The 15,506-nt window shown below is 52.5% G+C and carries 15 protein-coding genes and 1 pseudogene; 1 reads left to right on the top strand and 15 read right to left on the bottom strand.

Translation table 11 applies throughout. The features are described from left to right. The 6 genes and pseudogenes from ACML7B_RS07525 to ACML7B_RS07500 form a co-directional block, all read right to left on the bottom strand. Nucleotides 1-912: pseudogene (locus ACML7B_RS07525) on the bottom strand (indolepyruvate ferredoxin oxidoreductase subunit alpha); the annotation flags it as partial. 1 nt (nt 913) lies between these two features. Further along, nucleotides 914-2,224: a phenylacetate--CoA ligase family protein gene (locus ACML7B_RS07520; protein WP_106789970.1), complete on the bottom strand. Its 1,311-nt coding sequence runs from the start codon at nt 2,222-2,224 to the stop codon at nt 914-916. A 312-nt stretch (nt 2,225-2,536) separates the two neighbouring features. Further along, nucleotides 2,537-2,953, bottom strand: a complete 417-nt coding sequence (locus ACML7B_RS07515; protein ID WP_418540332.1) for a secondary thiamine-phosphate synthase enzyme YjbQ — start codon at nt 2,951-2,953, stop codon at nt 2,537-2,539. A gap of 202 nt (nt 2,954-3,155) precedes the next feature. Then, nucleotides 3,156-3,395: a hypothetical protein gene (locus tag ACML7B_RS07510; RefSeq protein ID WP_418540329.1), complete on the bottom strand. Its 240-nt coding sequence runs from the start codon at nt 3,393-3,395 to the stop codon at nt 3,156-3,158. After that, on the bottom strand, nt 3,395-4,462 hold the full coding sequence (locus ACML7B_RS07505) for a type IV toxin-antitoxin system AbiEi family antitoxin (protein WP_418540327.1): 1,068 nt from the start codon (nt 4,460-4,462) through the stop codon (nt 3,395-3,397). The genes ACML7B_RS07510 and ACML7B_RS07505 overlap by 1 nt, the downstream gene beginning before the upstream one ends. A gap of 83 nt (nt 4,463-4,545) precedes the next feature. Then, nucleotides 4,546-5,022 (bottom strand): pyridoxamine 5'-phosphate oxidase family protein, encoded by a 477-nt coding sequence (locus ACML7B_RS07500; RefSeq protein WP_106789968.1) that lies wholly within the window; start codon nt 5,020-5,022, stop codon nt 4,546-4,548. A gap of 155 nt (nt 5,023-5,177) precedes the next feature. Between ACML7B_RS07500 and ACML7B_RS07495 the strand changes: the two genes are divergently transcribed. Next, complete coding sequence (locus tag ACML7B_RS07495; protein WP_418540324.1) at nt 5,178-6,650, top strand: Lsa family ABC-F type ribosomal protection protein; 1,473 nt, start codon at nt 5,178-5,180, stop codon at nt 6,648-6,650. Nucleotides 6,651-6,712: 62 nt separating this feature from the next. Here the strand turns inward: ACML7B_RS07495 and gcvPB are convergent, their stop codons facing one another. The 9 genes from gcvPB to ACML7B_RS07450 all read right to left on the bottom strand — a co-directional run bounded on the left by gcvPB (nt 6,713) and on the right by ACML7B_RS07450 (nt 15,502). Further along, nucleotides 6,713-8,269: an aminomethyl-transferring glycine dehydrogenase subunit GcvPB gene (gene gcvPB / locus ACML7B_RS07490; RefSeq protein WP_346707912.1), complete on the bottom strand. Its 1,557-nt coding sequence runs from the start codon at nt 8,267-8,269 to the stop codon at nt 6,713-6,715. A 2-nt stretch (nt 8,270-8,271) separates the two neighbouring features. Then, nucleotides 8,272-9,690, bottom strand: coding sequence for an aminomethyl-transferring glycine dehydrogenase subunit GcvPA (gene gcvPA / locus ACML7B_RS07485; protein ID WP_418540321.1), 1,419 nt, complete (start codon nt 9,688-9,690; stop codon nt 8,272-8,274). 104 nt (nt 9,691-9,794) lie between these two features. Then, complete coding sequence (locus tag ACML7B_RS07480; RefSeq protein WP_418540318.1) at nt 9,795-10,934, bottom strand: ATP-NAD kinase family protein; 1,140 nt, start codon at nt 10,932-10,934, stop codon at nt 9,795-9,797. Between the two features lie 33 nt (nt 10,935-10,967). After that, nucleotides 10,968-11,534 carry a tRNA (mnm(5)s(2)U34)-methyltransferase gene (locus tag ACML7B_RS07475; protein ID WP_418540316.1) on the bottom strand — a complete coding sequence of 189 codons (567 nt, stop codon included), beginning with the start codon at nt 11,532-11,534 and terminating at the stop codon, nt 10,968-10,970. A gap of 21 nt (nt 11,535-11,555) precedes the next feature. Further along, nucleotides 11,556-12,473 carry a LysR family transcriptional regulator gene (locus tag ACML7B_RS07470; protein WP_106789963.1) on the bottom strand — a complete coding sequence of 306 codons (918 nt, stop codon included), beginning with the start codon at nt 12,471-12,473 and terminating at the stop codon, nt 11,556-11,558. A 166-nt stretch (nt 12,474-12,639) separates the two neighbouring features. Beyond that, nucleotides 12,640-13,122, bottom strand: coding sequence for a YjiG family protein (locus ACML7B_RS07465; protein WP_346707908.1), 483 nt, complete (start codon nt 13,120-13,122; stop codon nt 12,640-12,642). Then, on the bottom strand, nt 13,122-13,790 hold the full coding sequence (locus ACML7B_RS07460; RefSeq protein ID WP_346707907.1) for a nucleoside recognition domain-containing protein: 669 nt from the start codon (nt 13,788-13,790) through the stop codon (nt 13,122-13,124). The genes ACML7B_RS07465 and ACML7B_RS07460 overlap by 1 nt, the downstream gene beginning before the upstream one ends. A 48-nt stretch (nt 13,791-13,838) precedes the next feature. Beyond that, nucleotides 13,839-15,101, bottom strand: coding sequence for an amidohydrolase family protein (locus ACML7B_RS07455; RefSeq protein WP_346707906.1), 1,263 nt, complete (start codon nt 15,099-15,101; stop codon nt 13,839-13,841). A 257-nt stretch (nt 15,102-15,358) separates the two neighbouring features. Beyond that, a complete protein-coding gene (locus ACML7B_RS07450) occupies nt 15,359-15,502 on the bottom strand; it encodes a hypothetical protein (protein WP_418540335.1) in 144 nt (47 codons plus the stop codon). Between the last annotated feature and the right edge of the window lie 4 nt (nt 15,503-15,506).

The raw sequence follows: 15,506 nt of genomic DNA, 5'->3' as shown, positions 1-15,506 counted from the left end.
GAAGATCTCCTTGCCGACAGCCTGGATCCCCCAGGATCTTACCTGTTCCTCGATCACCGGATCCAATTCCTCTACAATATAGAGCTTCTCCACTTTGGAAGCAAACTCTTCGATCATCTTCCTGGGCAGCGGATTCACCATGCCAAGCTTCAGCACCGAGGCGTTGGGCAGGGCCTCCTTTACATACTGATAGGGGATCCCGCTGGTGATGACTCCGATCTTTGTGTCGTTCATCTCAACGGTATTGATAGGCAGGGTATCGGCCGCCTCCTGAAGCTCCAGGTTCCGCTTCTCGATCTCCACATGGCGGAGCTTGGCGTTGCCTGGCATCATAACCGTCTTCTGGATATTCTTTACATAAGGTTTGTCCTCCGGACATTCCCGCTCTCCCAGTTCCACCAGCCCCTGAGAATGAGCCAGTCTTGTGGTGGTACGGAATACAAAGGGCCGGTCAAACTTCTCGCTCAGTTCAAAAGCCAGCTTCATATATTCCTTGGCCTCACTGCTGTCGGAAGGCTCCAGCACCGGCAGCTGCGCCGCTCTTGCCACCATCCGGGTATCCTGTTCATTCTGGGAGCTGTAAAGCCCCGGATCGTCGGCAACCACGATCACCAGACCGCCATTGACTCCCATATAAGAAACCGTGTAGGCCGGATCTGCCGCCACGTTGAATCCCACATGCTTCATACAGGCCATGGCCCTCACACCCGACACAGAAGCTCCAATGGCAACCTCTGTGGCTACTTTCTCATTGGGCGACCACTCACAGTACAGATCGTCCCGGTACTGTACCAGGCTCTCACTGATCTCTGTGCTGGGCGTCCCAGGATATGCGGCGGACACCTTTACTCCCGCCTCATAAGCGCCTCTGGCAATAGCCTCATTGCCAAGCATAATCACCTTTTTCCCCATTTTATAATCCATCCTTTCGTAAATCTGTTACTCGCTTCGCCTTGCCCTCAAACCGCTGCAGCGAATAGGGCGCCACCAGTTTGATCTGGGTGGCCAGTCCAAGCTGGGCTTTCAGCCCCTTCTTGATCTTCTGCTCCAGTTCGCTGAGCTTGGAATAGCTGTCCAAAAGCCGGTCGTCCACCAGTTCTACCGTGATGGTCATCACATCCAGGCGGTTCTTGCGCTCAACCAGAATCTCATAGTGAGGACCGATCTCCGGGATCTGAAGCAGTACTTCCTCGATCTGAGTGGGGAATACATTCACGCCCCGGATCACCAGCATATCATCTGCCCGGCCGGACAGGTTCTCCATCCTGACCGTGGTCCGCCCGCAGCTGCAGGGCTCATAGAACAGCCGGGTCATGTCTCCGGTACGGTAGCGCACCAGCGGCAGCGCTTCTTTCCCCAGACAGGTTACCACCAGTTCGCCCCGCTCGCCCGGCGCCAGAACCTCTCCCGTCTTGGGATCGATCACTTCCGGAATAAACCAGTCTTCATTGATGTGCATTCCCTGCAGGGCCTCGCACTCTCCGGCCACGCCCGGTCCGCACAGCTCGCTCATCCCGTAATTCTGGGTGCAGAAGAACTGATCGCCCCAGACCTTGTGCATCTCATCCCGCATAGGCTCGGTCATACCCTCTCCGCCAAACAGGCCGATACGCACCTTCAGGTCTTTAGCCGGATCAAGTCCCCTGGCCCGGATCTCCTCGCCCAGATGAAGAGCATAGGACGGAGTCGCCACCAGAAGGGTAGTCCCCATATCCTGCATGAACATGATCTGCTTCTTGGTATTGCCGGAAGACATGGGGATCACAGACGCCCCCAGAAGTTCCAGTCCTCCGTGGAGCCCCAGGGCTCCTGTAAATGTGCCGTAGCCAAAGGAGATCTGGGCCACGTCATCCGGCGTAGCGCCTCCCATACAGGCGATGCGGGCCACATTTCCAAGCCACACATCCAGATCCTTCCTGGTGTATCCTACTACGGTGGGTTTCCCGGTGGTCCCGGAACTTGCGTGGAACCGGACCAGATCCTTCTTGTCCACAGCGAAAAGCCCCATAGGATAATTATCCCGGAAATCCGCCTTATATGTAAATGGAAGCTTCTTCAGATCATCCAGACTCTGGATGTCCTCCGGCTTCACTCCTGCGTCTTCCATTTTCCTGCGGTACGGCTCTACTCTCTCATAGATGTAGTGTACCGTCTGCTTCAATTTCTCCAGCTGAATCTTCTCGATCTCAGCTCTTGGAAGAGTCTCTTCCTTTGCCCATATCATCGTGCTTCCTCCTTCATGGCAACCGATATTCTACGAAAAGCAGGCGCAAAATCCCCTCTGCGCCCGGTTTCCAGATAAGTATAACACAATACTTTGCCGATTTAAAGCATTAATTCACAAAAAACCAGTTCCGCCATACAAACTATGTTTGAAACTCATGCTCGCATGAAGTTTCGAACATGGTTTTGTATGAGTGGAGCGCCCACAAATGAGCAAAATCTCGGCCGCCAGGCCGGGAGTAAGCTCCGTCAGGAGCGGATTTTGCGAATGACACGGGGCGCGGGCGGAACTGGGGTGCATCCGCCATACAAACTACTCCCCGATCACCTTGATCAGCACACGCTTATCCCGCTTCCCGTCAAACTCATAGTAGAAGATCTGCTCCCAGGTTCCAAAGTCCAGCCGGCCTTCCGTGATGGCCACCACCGTCTCCCGGCCCATGATCGTCCGCTTCAAATGAGCGTCCGCATTGTCCTCATAGCCATTGTGGCGGTACTGGCTGTAGGGCTTCTCCGGCGCCAGTCCCTCCAGCCACTTCTCATAATCCTGATGGAGCCCGCTCTCATCGTCATTGATGAACACGCTGGCGGTAATGTTCATGGCATTGACCAGCACCAGCCCTTCTTTAACTCCGCTTTCCATCACCGCCTTTTGCACCTCCCGGGTGATATTCACCAGGCCCCGCCTGGTGGGGAGATGGAAATGTAATTCTTTGCGATAGGATTTCATAAAACTCCTCCTTTATTTATCCTCTTTTAATCTGTTTACCAGATAATGCGCTTTTTGATACGCATCCTGCCGAACATACGCCTGTTCTTCTTCATCCGTTATCCCCAGAAAAGCTGATACATCCACAGGACCGGCATGCGCAGCCGAAGCGAATTTTTCATCAAGCTTCCGACACATGGTCTGAATCAATTCCCGGTTTCTGTTAACTTTCTGCTTTTCTTATTTGCTGCTGATCCAAGAGTACATCTACATCAATAGACCAAATATGGTCGCTGTCCGGGTACAACAATGCCGGGACCCAGCCGCCGATAATTCGAATATGCTCTGAATATTCTCCCAGCAAATTGACAATCTCTCCCAGCACCCTGTATGCTGCTTCTTTTTGTCCTGCCGAATAATCAACAGCTGCTTGCAGTTCTTTGTCTTGCACTGCCATCTTCATCACCTTTCGTACTCTTTTGTGATAATTGTTTCTGCCGCCTCTTCTCCTCTCCCTGGCTTTCCAAGCAGATCTATCACCGTCTGAACCGGCGATGTAACTAAATCATCATGAATCTTTCTTCCAAACATACACGGCGTCTCGTCATGAGGAACCGTTATCACAATGTTCCCACCTGATTGAACCGGCTCTAATTGCAAGTCTTTGACAAATTCATTTAGAAAAGCTTGTTCCACATAAACTTCTGCCTTCTTGTATCTTACCGTTGGCGCATACCGCGCAGCTGCTGAAAATCCACCTAAAAGTGCACTTTCATCATGATTTTCACTCCATTCAGAAATTCTCCGCTCTAACTGCGGCAGAGGATCCAGTGAATAATATTCATAAACTCTGGCTTCTTTTTCGTGATAATCTCTTGCCCAGGCATAAAGCATTTCCCGAATACCGCAAAGATGATACCCCTGTTCTCCTTCCTCTATCCAGGCTCTGTCCTGCAGAAACCGCTTCACATTGGATACCATCCCAATAGCTTTTCCTGTCTGTTCTGCAAGACTTTTCACCAGCCACTCCCGCCCCGGTTCTTCTAACATGGTTCTCATAATTGCAGAAGCTGCGCTGGATGTTTTCGAAAAATAATTTCTCTTTTCCCTCTTTTCAATATATTTATTGGCAAGGCCCCTTACATAAAGAATAATTCTTCTGGTCAAAATATAACAATTTCCGGATAAATCCATATAACTATATCCCTGACTCTCAATAGCAACTGCCGATTCCTCTGAAATATAAGGAGCCATAAAAACATAACAGTCCTTACTGTCACCATGTTGAGCAGCCATAATCATGAATTCATTGACATACCGCTTCTCCCCATTGGACTTAACTTCTATCCAGAAATTGACCGGCGGTTCTTCATCTGTAAAATGAACAATCGCCCGGAAATCTCCAAACCCCTTCTGCGTTCCTGTTGAAATAATCTCAACATCTGAGACAAATGGTATCTCATTTAAAGACCTGCAAAACTGTTCTCTTGCCAACTGTTCATATTGTTTTTTTGTATAATTGTGTTTCATTATTTTCACCGCTTTCACCGATTTGGTGAAATTATTATATTCTATGAAACAGCATGATGTCAAGGCGAAATACTATTTAGAAACTATACGTACTTCTTACAGGTATATTCCTCCACATCCACCCGGATCACTGCCACTGCCTTCTCCAGTCTGGGATTGGTCTGGAACTCGTCAAAGTCTTTCCCTGTCTGATGCTTCATAATAAGCCCCAGGGCCAAAAGCTTCTCTTCCGGCTCTGTGATCTCTCTGGCCTTCCCTTTCCCTACAATACTGGAAAAGTGGTAGCTGTGCTGGCAGGCAAGCCGCCCCTCCACCAGTTCGTGGTCACAGTCCATCTCAATCCCCACCGCAGGGTTTGTGCGCACCATCTCCATCTTCTTTCCTTCCCTGGAGCCATGGAAATACAGCACCAGCTTCCCTTCCTCAAAGCAATACCCGTGATTCATGGGCACAATATAGACGCCGTCCTCTTCCGGCAGGCCGATCCTGCACACCTTGCATGTCTCCAGGATCCTCTGGATCTCCTTTTTATCTGTCACTTCACGATCTTTTCTTCTCATGATCCCATCCTCCTGTCATTTCCTGTTCTGGTCAATAAAATCCATTAGTCTCAGTTTAATTCATCTCTTACAAAATGGCAAATCCTTTTGCCCTTGTTTTCGGAAAGAAACTGTGGTAAAGTTCTTTCCACAGCAACAAAAGGAGGTGCGTTCTTATGTCTATGATCCGGGTAGAAGATCTTTGCTTTTCTTACCCTTCCAGCTATGACCCTGTTTTTGACCATGTCAGCTTTCAGATCGATACTGACTGGAAGCTTGGTTTTATTGGAAGAAACGGCAGGGGAAAGACCACCTTTTTGAACCTCCTCCTTGGAAAATATGAGTATAGCGGCAAGATTATAAGCTCCGTAGAGTTTGACTATTTCCCCTATCCTGTCCCTGACAAGTCTCTCCTGACAGAAGACGTGCTGCAACAGGTTTGCCCTGTGGCAGAAGAATGGGAGCTGATGCGGGAATTATCCCTTTTGGACGTGAATACAGAGGTACTGTGGCGACCCTTTGAGACTCTTTCCAACGGGGAACAGACCAAGACACTCCTGGCGGCCCTTTTCCTGAACCAGGGGCATTTTCTCCTGATCGACGAGCCCACCAACCACCTGGACGCCGCCGCAAGGGAGAAGGTCTCCCGGTATCTGAAGAAAAAGAAAGGATTTATCCTGGTGTCCCACGACCGCCGGTTCCTGGACGGATGTGTGGACCACATCCTGTCTCTCAACCGGTCTACCATCGACGTCCAGAGCGGGAATTTTTCCTCCTGGATGGAGAATTTCAGCCGCCAACAGGAATTTGAACTGGCGCAGAACCAGCGGCTGAAAAAGGACATCCGCCGCCTGCAGCAGTCCGCCAGGCGCTCCGCCGTCTGGTCCGACCGGGTGGAAGCCTCCAAGATCGGCGCGGCTGACAAGGGCTATGTGGGGCACAAAGCGGCAAAGATGATGAAGCGTTCCAAAGCCATAGAAGAGCGGCAGCAAAAGGCCCTCCTTCAGAAAGCCAGCTTGCTGAAAGACACAGAGACTGCGGAAGCCCTGAAGATCAATCCACTGGAACACCATGCGGACACCCTTGCCTCTTTTACCCAGGTGTCCGTCCTCTATGACGGACAGGCCGTCTGTCCGCCTGTAACCTTCCACATCCGGCAGGGAGAGCGGATCTTCCTGGACGGGAGAAACGGCAGCGGCAAGAGCAGCCTTCTGAAACTGCTGACCGGCGCTCCCATCCAACACACCGGGACCGTGACCACGGCAGCCGGCCTGATCCTCTCCTATGTACCCCAGGACACTTCCCACCTGGCCGGCACATTGTCGGACTTCGCCGGGAAATTTCATCTGGATGAAAGCCTGTTTAAAGCCATCCTTCGAAAACTGGATTTTGAGCGGGTACAGTTTGAAAAAAATATAGAAAACTTCTCCGGCGGGCAGAAGAAGAAGGTACTGATCGCAAGAAGTCTCTGCGAAAAGGCCCATCTGTACATATGGGATGAGCCTCTTAACTTCATCGACGTGTATTCCCGCATGCAGATCGAAGAACTGATCCAGGAATTTGCCCCCACCATGCTTCTGGTGGAGCATGACGCCGCCTTCCGGGAGACTGTCGCCACCCGGATCATCAGTCTGGAAACTGCCGGGTAACAATTAAGGGCTGGAACACTCCCTCCCGGGAATGTTCCAGCCCTTGTCTTTTAAGTCTTTCTCTATTTCTTCACGTATTTCAGATACCCTCGCCAGGTGGTGGCGAATTTCTCCCACTCCGTCAGGTACTCTTCCTGGATCTGGGTGGCCAGCGCCGCATTGTGGGGCGCCGTCTTCACGATCTCCGGGTTGGTCCTGGCCTCTTCGGCGATCACTTTAAAGGCCGCCACAAACTCATCGATATCATCCTTGGAGTAAGTCTCCACCGGCTCCGGTGTAAAGGGCTCCGGGATGATCCTGGGATGATGGCTGGCAAAATAATCCTGGAAGCCGTAATCCACGATCCGCCGACAGATATCGTCGGTGGTGACCCCTGTCTCGTCGGTCAGCTTCTTCCAGCTGAGCCTTGCCTGCTCCAGACGGTACTTGCCCTCCGCCATGGGCATGGACAATCCGTCGATCTCCAGCAGCTTCTTCAGCATATAGTTATTGTTCAGGATGGACAGTTCCGCGATCTGCTTGATCCCGTCCGGTCCCAGGCTGCGAATGTAGGCGTAGGCCCGCACCAGTACCGCGGGAACCCCGTAGAATTTCCGCAGCTTCCCGATGCTGTCCGGCCGCTGGTAATCCAGGTAATACTTCTCCCCGTCAAACTCTACCGTGGGCGCGGCCACATATTTGGCCAGTTCCTCCGACACGCACTGGGCGCCTGCCCCCGGTCCCTGACAGCCGTGGGGGGAGGAGAAGGATTTGTGCAGGTTGTAATGGCACATGTCGAATCCCGCGTCCCTTGCCCGGGTCAGGCCAAACAGGCCGTTTAAGTTGGCCTGGTCATAAACGCATAGGCCGCCTGCCTCATGGACAATGTCCACAAATTCTCTGATCTTCTCATTGTAAATGCCGGTGTCCTCCGGGTTGGTGATCATCAGGGCCGCCGTATGCTCAGAGACTGCTGCCTTCAGGGCCTCGATATCCGGAATCCCGTTTTCATCCGGATACAGGGTGATCACCTTGTATCCCAATGTGGCCGCCGCCCCCGGATTCCCGGGATGGGACAGGATGGTGGTGATGATCTCATTTCTCTGCTGCCCCTCTCCCCGGGCCTCATGGTAAGCCCGGATGGTCTCCACATTGGCGAAGATGGCCTGGGTTCCGCCGGAAGGCTGGAGGCTGACTTTGGCCATACCGGAGATGGCTTTCAGATATTCTGCTTCCCGGTACATGATCTCCAGGATCCCCTGGACGGTACTCTCGTCCTGGCAGGGATGGAGCTCCTGCAGCTTCTCAGAGCGCACCAGCTGCTCATTTACCTTAGGGCTGTACTTCATGGTACAGGTGCCAAGACCGATGTCGATATTGATATCTGTCCCGATGGTCTCCTGAGACAGCCTCATATAGTGGCGCAGCACCTGCATCTGGGACATCTCCGGAAGTTTGGGCGCTTTCTTCCTCTTTAAACCCGCCGGCAGTAAGTCCTCCACAGTTCCGGTGGCCTTTGCCACCCGGGGGTCTGCCTTTGGCACCAGCACGCCCCGCTCTCCGGGGCTTCCAAGTTCCATAATGATGGGCTCGTCCCATCTTGCCTCATGAAAATCTCGTTTTCTCTCCTGATATCCCATACTTAGCACCCCCTTACGATCCTTTGTAATACTTCTGCCAGATGTTCGATGTCGTCCGCGGTGGTAAGCTCAGACACACAGTACAACGCGCTCTGCCCAAGCCAGGGGAAATCTTTGCTTAAGTCTTTGCCGCCGAAGATCTTCTCTCCAAGAAGGGCCTTATTGATCTCCTGCACCGTTTTCCCGGTTTTGGTAAAATCTACTACAAACTCCTGGAAATTGCTGTTCTTAAATACATTGGCGCGGATCCCGGGTATTTCCGACAATTTTCCAATAGCATAATTCACATTCTGGATGATGGTCTCCCCCAGTTCATACATGCCCTGAGGACCCATGCTGGCCAGGTAGACGCCGGCTGTGATCCCCCACAGGCCCGTCTCTGTTCCAAAATACTCATTGGCATTCTCCCGGCTTCCATGGGAACACCGGTAGTTCATAGCCCGGCCCCAGCCGTATTTTCCTTCCTCCCCGGTCTCGGCGATGCCGTACATATAGGTGGGGAACTGCCGGATCAGTTCCACATCCTGCTGGCAGGCGATGAATCCTGCCTGACCGCCGCCAAACTGGATGTGCATGCCCAGAGGCTGGATGTCGCCGCACACAATGTCCGCCCCCTGGTTCATGGGGCTCTCCATGATCCCAAGAGCCGCCACTTCCGGCTGGGCGATACAAAGGGCTCCGTACCGGTGGGCCAGATCCGCGATCTCCTGTCCCCTGGTCTCAAAAAAGCCCAGATAGGAAGGGTTCTCATAGAACACCGCCGCCACCTGACCGGTCCGAAGCTTCTCTTCCAGATCCGCAAGATCCATAAGCCCGGTCTCCGGCTCATAAGCCACCTTCTGGACCTGGGCCAGATTCCGGCAGTAGGCGTCCGCCTGAGAGTAGATCTCCGGATTCATGGTAGAGGGCACCAGCAGCATGGTCTTTGGCGTCCCCCGCCCTTCCATCACCCGCAGGGCGATACGCAGGGAAGAAGACACTGCCTGGCCGCCGTCATAGTTGGTATAACTTACCACATCCGCGTCCAGAAGCTCTCCCATCATACTGGCGTACTCAAAGATGGCCTGCATTTTCCCGTGATCGGAGTAAGTATCCCCGCAGTATCCGGTGAGAAATTCTCCTCTGGAGTTGATCTCATCGCACAGCGCCGGCACCTGGTGCTTGTAGCAGCCGGCGCCAAGGAAACTTGTGTACTCCTCTGTGGATACATTCTTGTCCAGGATCCCTTTCACATGTTTCTTCAGTTCATGCTCGCTTAAGATTGGTTCCGGGAGATCCAGCCGTTCCTTGTAGCGCAGCTCCTCCGGGATCACACTCTCATAGATCTCCTCCACGCTCTTAATTCCCAGTTCCTGCAGCATTTCCTCTTTGATCCCGGGAACGCTGTTTGGCATATAGGGATGGATAAAATCTTTTCCCACGTTTCTTCAGCTCCTTTCCTTCCGTGTCTTACATGTGGTCAAACATTTTCCACAATTATCTGTCTCTATTCTACTCCCTGGCCAAAATGTCCGTCAAGTATTTATCAATTCCGATCTACCCGGTACAGGGCCGACTCCCGGCCATTGAACCGGATCTTGTAATATCCCTTCAGGTACTCGTCCGTCTCCCGGTCGCCGGTGTCCACCAGCATGGGCTTTCCTCCCAGATGGGCCAGCTTCTGCCGGGTCACTGCGATCCGGATGTGTTCTTTTCTCACAGCTCTTATGATCCTGGGACTGATCTGCTGGTTCCCCCGCCCGAAGAGAAATCCATTTCCCCCGATACAGGTGACGATGATCTCTGCTTCCTCTGCCTGCCCAAGCAGCCTCCAGATGGTCTGCTCATCCGCGTCCCTGTACAGGATCTGTCCGCCTTTGACCAGATCCACGCCCCGGACCGTACCTTTGCTATGCAGCTTCTCCTTGATCCGGTAGGTGGTGCCGCCCGGTCCGATGATATAGAGGGTGTCCTCCCTCATCTCTGACAGGATATCCTCTGCCAGCGTCTCTGCTTCCTCCCCGTCTCCCAGGCTCATCTCCTTGGCCCGCTGCAGATGGGCCCCATCGTCCAGGACCTTCAGAAAACCGTACAACGCAGGGCTTACTTCCCGGCTGGACAGCCGGGATTCGTCGATATCCATGACTTCCCGCAGGGCGAATGCCATCTGCTTTCCACGGACAAACTCTCCCAGCAGTTCCCCCGCCTTCCAGGGATTGACCGCGAAGCAGGCGGAATACATCTTCACTCCGGCAGGGACTCCAAGAACGGGAAATTCACTCCCCAGCGCCTGACAGAGATCTCTGGCCGTCCCGTCGCCGCCGCAGAAGACCAGAAGATCGGCTCCTTCTTCTTTCATAGTTTTCGCAAACCGGATGGTATCTTCCCTGGTAGTGGCCTCCCCAGGACACGTCTCCCCTACAGTCTGAAAAGGGAAAAGCGATTCCTTCAGAAGCCCGCCGCCCATCTCCCCTTCCGGCGCCAGAAATGTAACGTCCGCATTCTGCCCCGCCTGCTTTATCGCCTTTGCAAAACTCTCCAGGCACTGCCCGGCCCGTCTGGCCGCCGTCTTTTGATACCCCCGGCGCAGAGCGTCCTCCCGGCCCGCCCGGTCATCGCTTCCTTTCATGCCTGCCTGGCCGCCGATGCCCGCTACCGGGTTGATGAGAAATCCGATCTGTTTCATATGCCAAATGCCTCCTGTCTTCTATTCCTTCGTCTACTTCTGCCGGAACACAAACACCGGCAGGGGCGGATGGCCGCTCCGGTTATAGTAAGGGGTCTGGATCACGGTGTACTGGCGGGAAGGCAGTTCTCTTAAAAAAGCAAGCAGCGCATCCCGCTCTTCAAAGCCTGTATCCCCTCCGCTGTAAATGCAAAGACTCATCATCCCGCCCGGCTTCAGAAGCTTCAGTCCCTGCTCCACCGCCGCCACGCTGGTCTCCGGCCTGGTGGCGATGCGGTGATCCCCGCCTGGAAGATAGCCGAAATTAAAGCAGATCCCGTCCACCCTCTCCGGCTCAAGGTAGCGATCCATATGCTCATGGCCGCAAAGGATCAGCCGGGCCCGCTTATCCATGCCTTCCCGTTCCAGAAGCTCCCGGGTCAGCTCCAGCGCTTTTCCCTGGATATCGAAAGCCCAGACCTGCCCCTCTTCCCCTGCCAGACGGCAGAGGAACAGGGTGTCCTGCCCCTGTCCCATAGTGGCGTCGATATAGACCCCGCCCGCCGGGACAAACCTTTCAAAAATCTCATGGCACCAGTCTGTGATCTGAAGTGATTTCACCTGACGTCCCTGTCCTTTCCGCTACAGAATTTCTTTCTCCCACACGCTTATCTCTTCCCGGAGCAGGCTTACGTACCGCAGGATCTGCTGATCATGCTGATTTTCCTCCTTCATCAGCAGTACCAGATTCCGATTGGCGTTTGGGATCTTCCTCTCGATCAGTTTATGCCTGCGCAGTTCTTCTTCCTGATAAGGCGTACAGATTACAAAACTGTTGGTATTTTCCAGCAGCTCATATCTGGCCTCCCCCGGCTCCATAACAATATGAAGATCCACTTCCCGGAGAAGCTTCTCTACTTCCGGCGGCGCGTAATTCTTATCCAGCCCTTCATTAGAGATACAAGGATACTTGGCATACTCTTCAAGATCCACCGTTTCCCTCCCGGCCAGAGGATGATTTTCCGGCATGACCACATATAACGTGGTGTGGGCGAGCACTTCCGAATATAATCCTTCCTTCTGAAATTCTTTCTCAAACTGACCATACAGCTCCTGACGGCAGGTCACGATCGCAACATCCGCCTCGTCCCGTTTCAGATACTCCATGCCTTGACTCACCATACCGATCCGGCGAAGCCGGCATTTCAAAGAATGAGCCGTATCAATATAATTAACACAAAATTTGGTAAACGCCCGCTCCGCAAAGGGATAGGCATAGGCCACTACGGAAAGCCGGACCCGCGTCTCCTGCTCCCTGACCCGGTACATTTTCTGCATATTCCGCTCAATGGCGTATGCATACTGCAGAAACGCCTCCCCCTGCTGTGTAACCTTCATTCCATTATAAGTCCGCTCAAAGATCTGATATCCCAGTTCCTGCTCCAGAAGCGCAAGAGAATTACTGGCATTGGGCTGCGCAATAAAAAGATTTGACGCCGCCTTTGAAACAGACCCGCATCTGCTGATTTCCAGCGCCAGCAATATCTGCTCTGTTTTCATGCTTACACTCCCTTTATCCTATGACTTTCTCCGGTGATTTTGCCCTCCGGATCCTAGATAAATTTATCATATCACACCCGCATTGGGGTGGCAACTCAGCGGTTCTCTGGCAATGGAGAAGGCAGGCGATCCTTCACCTGCCTTCTCACCGGAGCAATTTTATATATTAGAAAAACGATACAATAACCCTCATCACGATCATGGACAGTAAAGAATTGACAATATTTACTCCGATCAGGAACACGTAATATTTATTCTTTACCGTTGCCGTCCCGAGACACCGGCCCATATACTGAAGAGATGCTCCCATCATCAGGATTCCGGGGATCAGGATCGTAATATGGTCGTTTCCCAGGGAGCCGGCCGCGTACAGGCTTGCCGCCGCGCCTACGCCGCCGCCCACCGAAAGGAATCCCGCGATCAGCACCGTTGCCGCGATTCCGGGAAGTCCAAACAGTCCCATCACCGGCTGACAGACCTTGCCGAGAATATCTGAAAGCCCTGTCAGGTTCAGGATCTGGATCAATACAAACGCGAACAGCACGTTTGGAACCATAGAATTTATGGAGATCTTATATCCGTTTCTCGCGCCTTCCACGAAGGAATCCACTATCGTTTTATGCTCTTTTACTTTTGCTTTTTCTTCCATCAGATCTCCTCCTTACAGAATTTATACAGATAGATCCGCGTCAAATTCGCGCCGAAGAACTTAAATACAAATACCACCACCAGGGGGATAATGATCGGCACGGACAGGAATGGGAACAGCGCCGCGCAGGAGGACAGGTAATTGGTCAGTGTCGCGCCTGCCGAAAACTGGAAGCTGGCAAAAATCGTCTTCTGCTTCTCATCGATCATCCCATCCTGGAATAATTCCGCCGTCATGGATGCTCCCGCGTCGGTCGACTGGAGACTGGCGATCAACGTCAGCCCACAGATTCCGGGGATCCCCAGAAGGGGCATGAGTAATGGGGTCAGCAGCTTCTGCGCCGCCCGCAGGCCATCCAGGTGCTCCACCACCTTCACCACGCCAAGGGCCAGCATCACCGCCGGAACCAACGTCAGCGCGAACAGCCAGGCGTCCCGCGCGCCGCTTCCGCCGGTTCCCCTGAAGTCTGAGGCCAACGTTCCCGCGTCTTCCGTAATCTCTCCCAGGGAGCCAAAGGAACCGGAAATATTCGTAAAGTCCAGCGCCTTGATGGGCCCTTCAGCGGAAGAAAAGATTCCTGAGAAAAACAATATCGTAAGGATCAGAACAATATAGCCGTACCAGCGTACCGACACCTGTTCTGTGTACTTTTTTTCTTCATTCGCCATATGCCAAATTCCTTTCTTAAATCAAAACTAACGCCACGATTTTCTCCCTTATTCTACCTTTACTGTTGGATAAACCGTTCCGTCCTTCATAACGAACGCGCAGTCCAGCAGCGCCTTCGGATCGGTCAGAAGATCCCGCTTCCAGGCGGAGATGTCCGCCGCTTTCCCCGGTTCGATGGTTCCGATCAGATCCTCCAGGCCAAGGATTCCGGCATTGATACTGGTGGCCGCTTTCAGCGCGCGGAAGGGATCGATCCCTGAATTCAGCCAGGATTCGTACTCATATCCATTCTCATACGCGTTATGTACCGCCACAAAATCTGTCCCATACCCCAGACGGATCTTGCTGTTGATGATCGTCTTGCGCCCGGCCTTCAGCCGTTCCGAATACTGACGCAGCTTCTGCTGGAACTGAGGCGTCTTCTTTTTCAGAGATTCTTCGTTCAGATTGATGATGTCATCATAAGGACAGAAGGTGGGCACCAGATAGATATCCCGCTCTTCCATCACCCTTGCGGTATCCTCCGTGATCAGAGAACCATGCTCCATCCCGTCGATCCCCATCAAGGCCACTTTCTTCATCTGCTCAGAATTATAAATGTGAGCCGTTACCGTCCGTCCCAGCGCATGGGCCGTATCAATGATGACCTTGATCTCTTCATCGCTCAGCTGCTGATCATCCGGGGTATCGTTAGGGGTACTGAAGCCGCCGTTGATCATGATCTTGATAAAATCCGCCCCCATTTTAATCTCATTGCGTACTGCATGGCGGAAGAAATCCACGCCAGTCCCGATGGTCGGCGTCATTTTGGCAAATGCTTCCGCAAGATCCGGGTTGGTCCGCAGATACTGAGAATGATCTCCATGGCTCCCTACGTCTGCCATGTAGTGAGGCGTTACGACCATTCTGGCTCCTGGGAAAAGCCCAAGATCGATCATCTCCCGCGCCGCAAGGCTTCCCCGCGCCTCATAGGTAGAATTTCCGATCGAACGGATCGTGGTAAAGCCCCGGTACAGAGACTCCCTGGCATTATAGAGATGGCACATACTCTTCCAGGCCGCTCCCCGGTACACAATATCATGATTCCTGGTCGGCCAGTCAATATACTGGCTGTGTACATGGGCATCGATCATTCCCGGCGTCACGGTGCAGTCTGTAAGATCGATCATTTCCGTTCCTTCCGGACACGCAAGCGCCTTTCCCACCGCGGAAATCCGATTTCCCTCCACCAGGATCTCCATATCCGGCTGCAGGGTATCGTTGATCCCATCAAACATCTTTCCGCACTTGATCAGTTTGCTCTCACTCATGCTACATACCTCCTCTTCTTTTTGATATATGTTAAAATATATATAATACATAGAAATAGCGCATAATTCGCACACAATTAAATTATTTTAGATAAATTATAAGACAATTATAATATATTGTGAAATATTTAATAAATATAGTTATATATAAAATATATATATATGGACTCAACCCCTGCTCTCTCTGCAAAAAAAGAGCAGGAAAGCATTTCATTCCTCGCTTTCCCGCTCTTTTCTTCTTTTTTCCGTTTCTTATCCTACCCCAGCATCTCCAGGATCTCTGCCTTAGACTTGGCGCCTACTTCCCGTTTCACCATCTCTCCGTCCTTGAATACAGCCAGCGTCGGAATGGACATTACGCGGTGATCCCCGCCTGGAAGATAGCCGAAATTAAAGCAGATCCCG

The organism is Massilistercora timonensis (genome assembly GCF_048354975.1).
Classification (GTDB): Bacteria; Bacillota; Clostridia; order Lachnospirales; family Lachnospiraceae; genus Massilistercora; species Massilistercora timonensis.
This window is presented reverse-complemented; position numbering and strand designations above follow the sequence as displayed.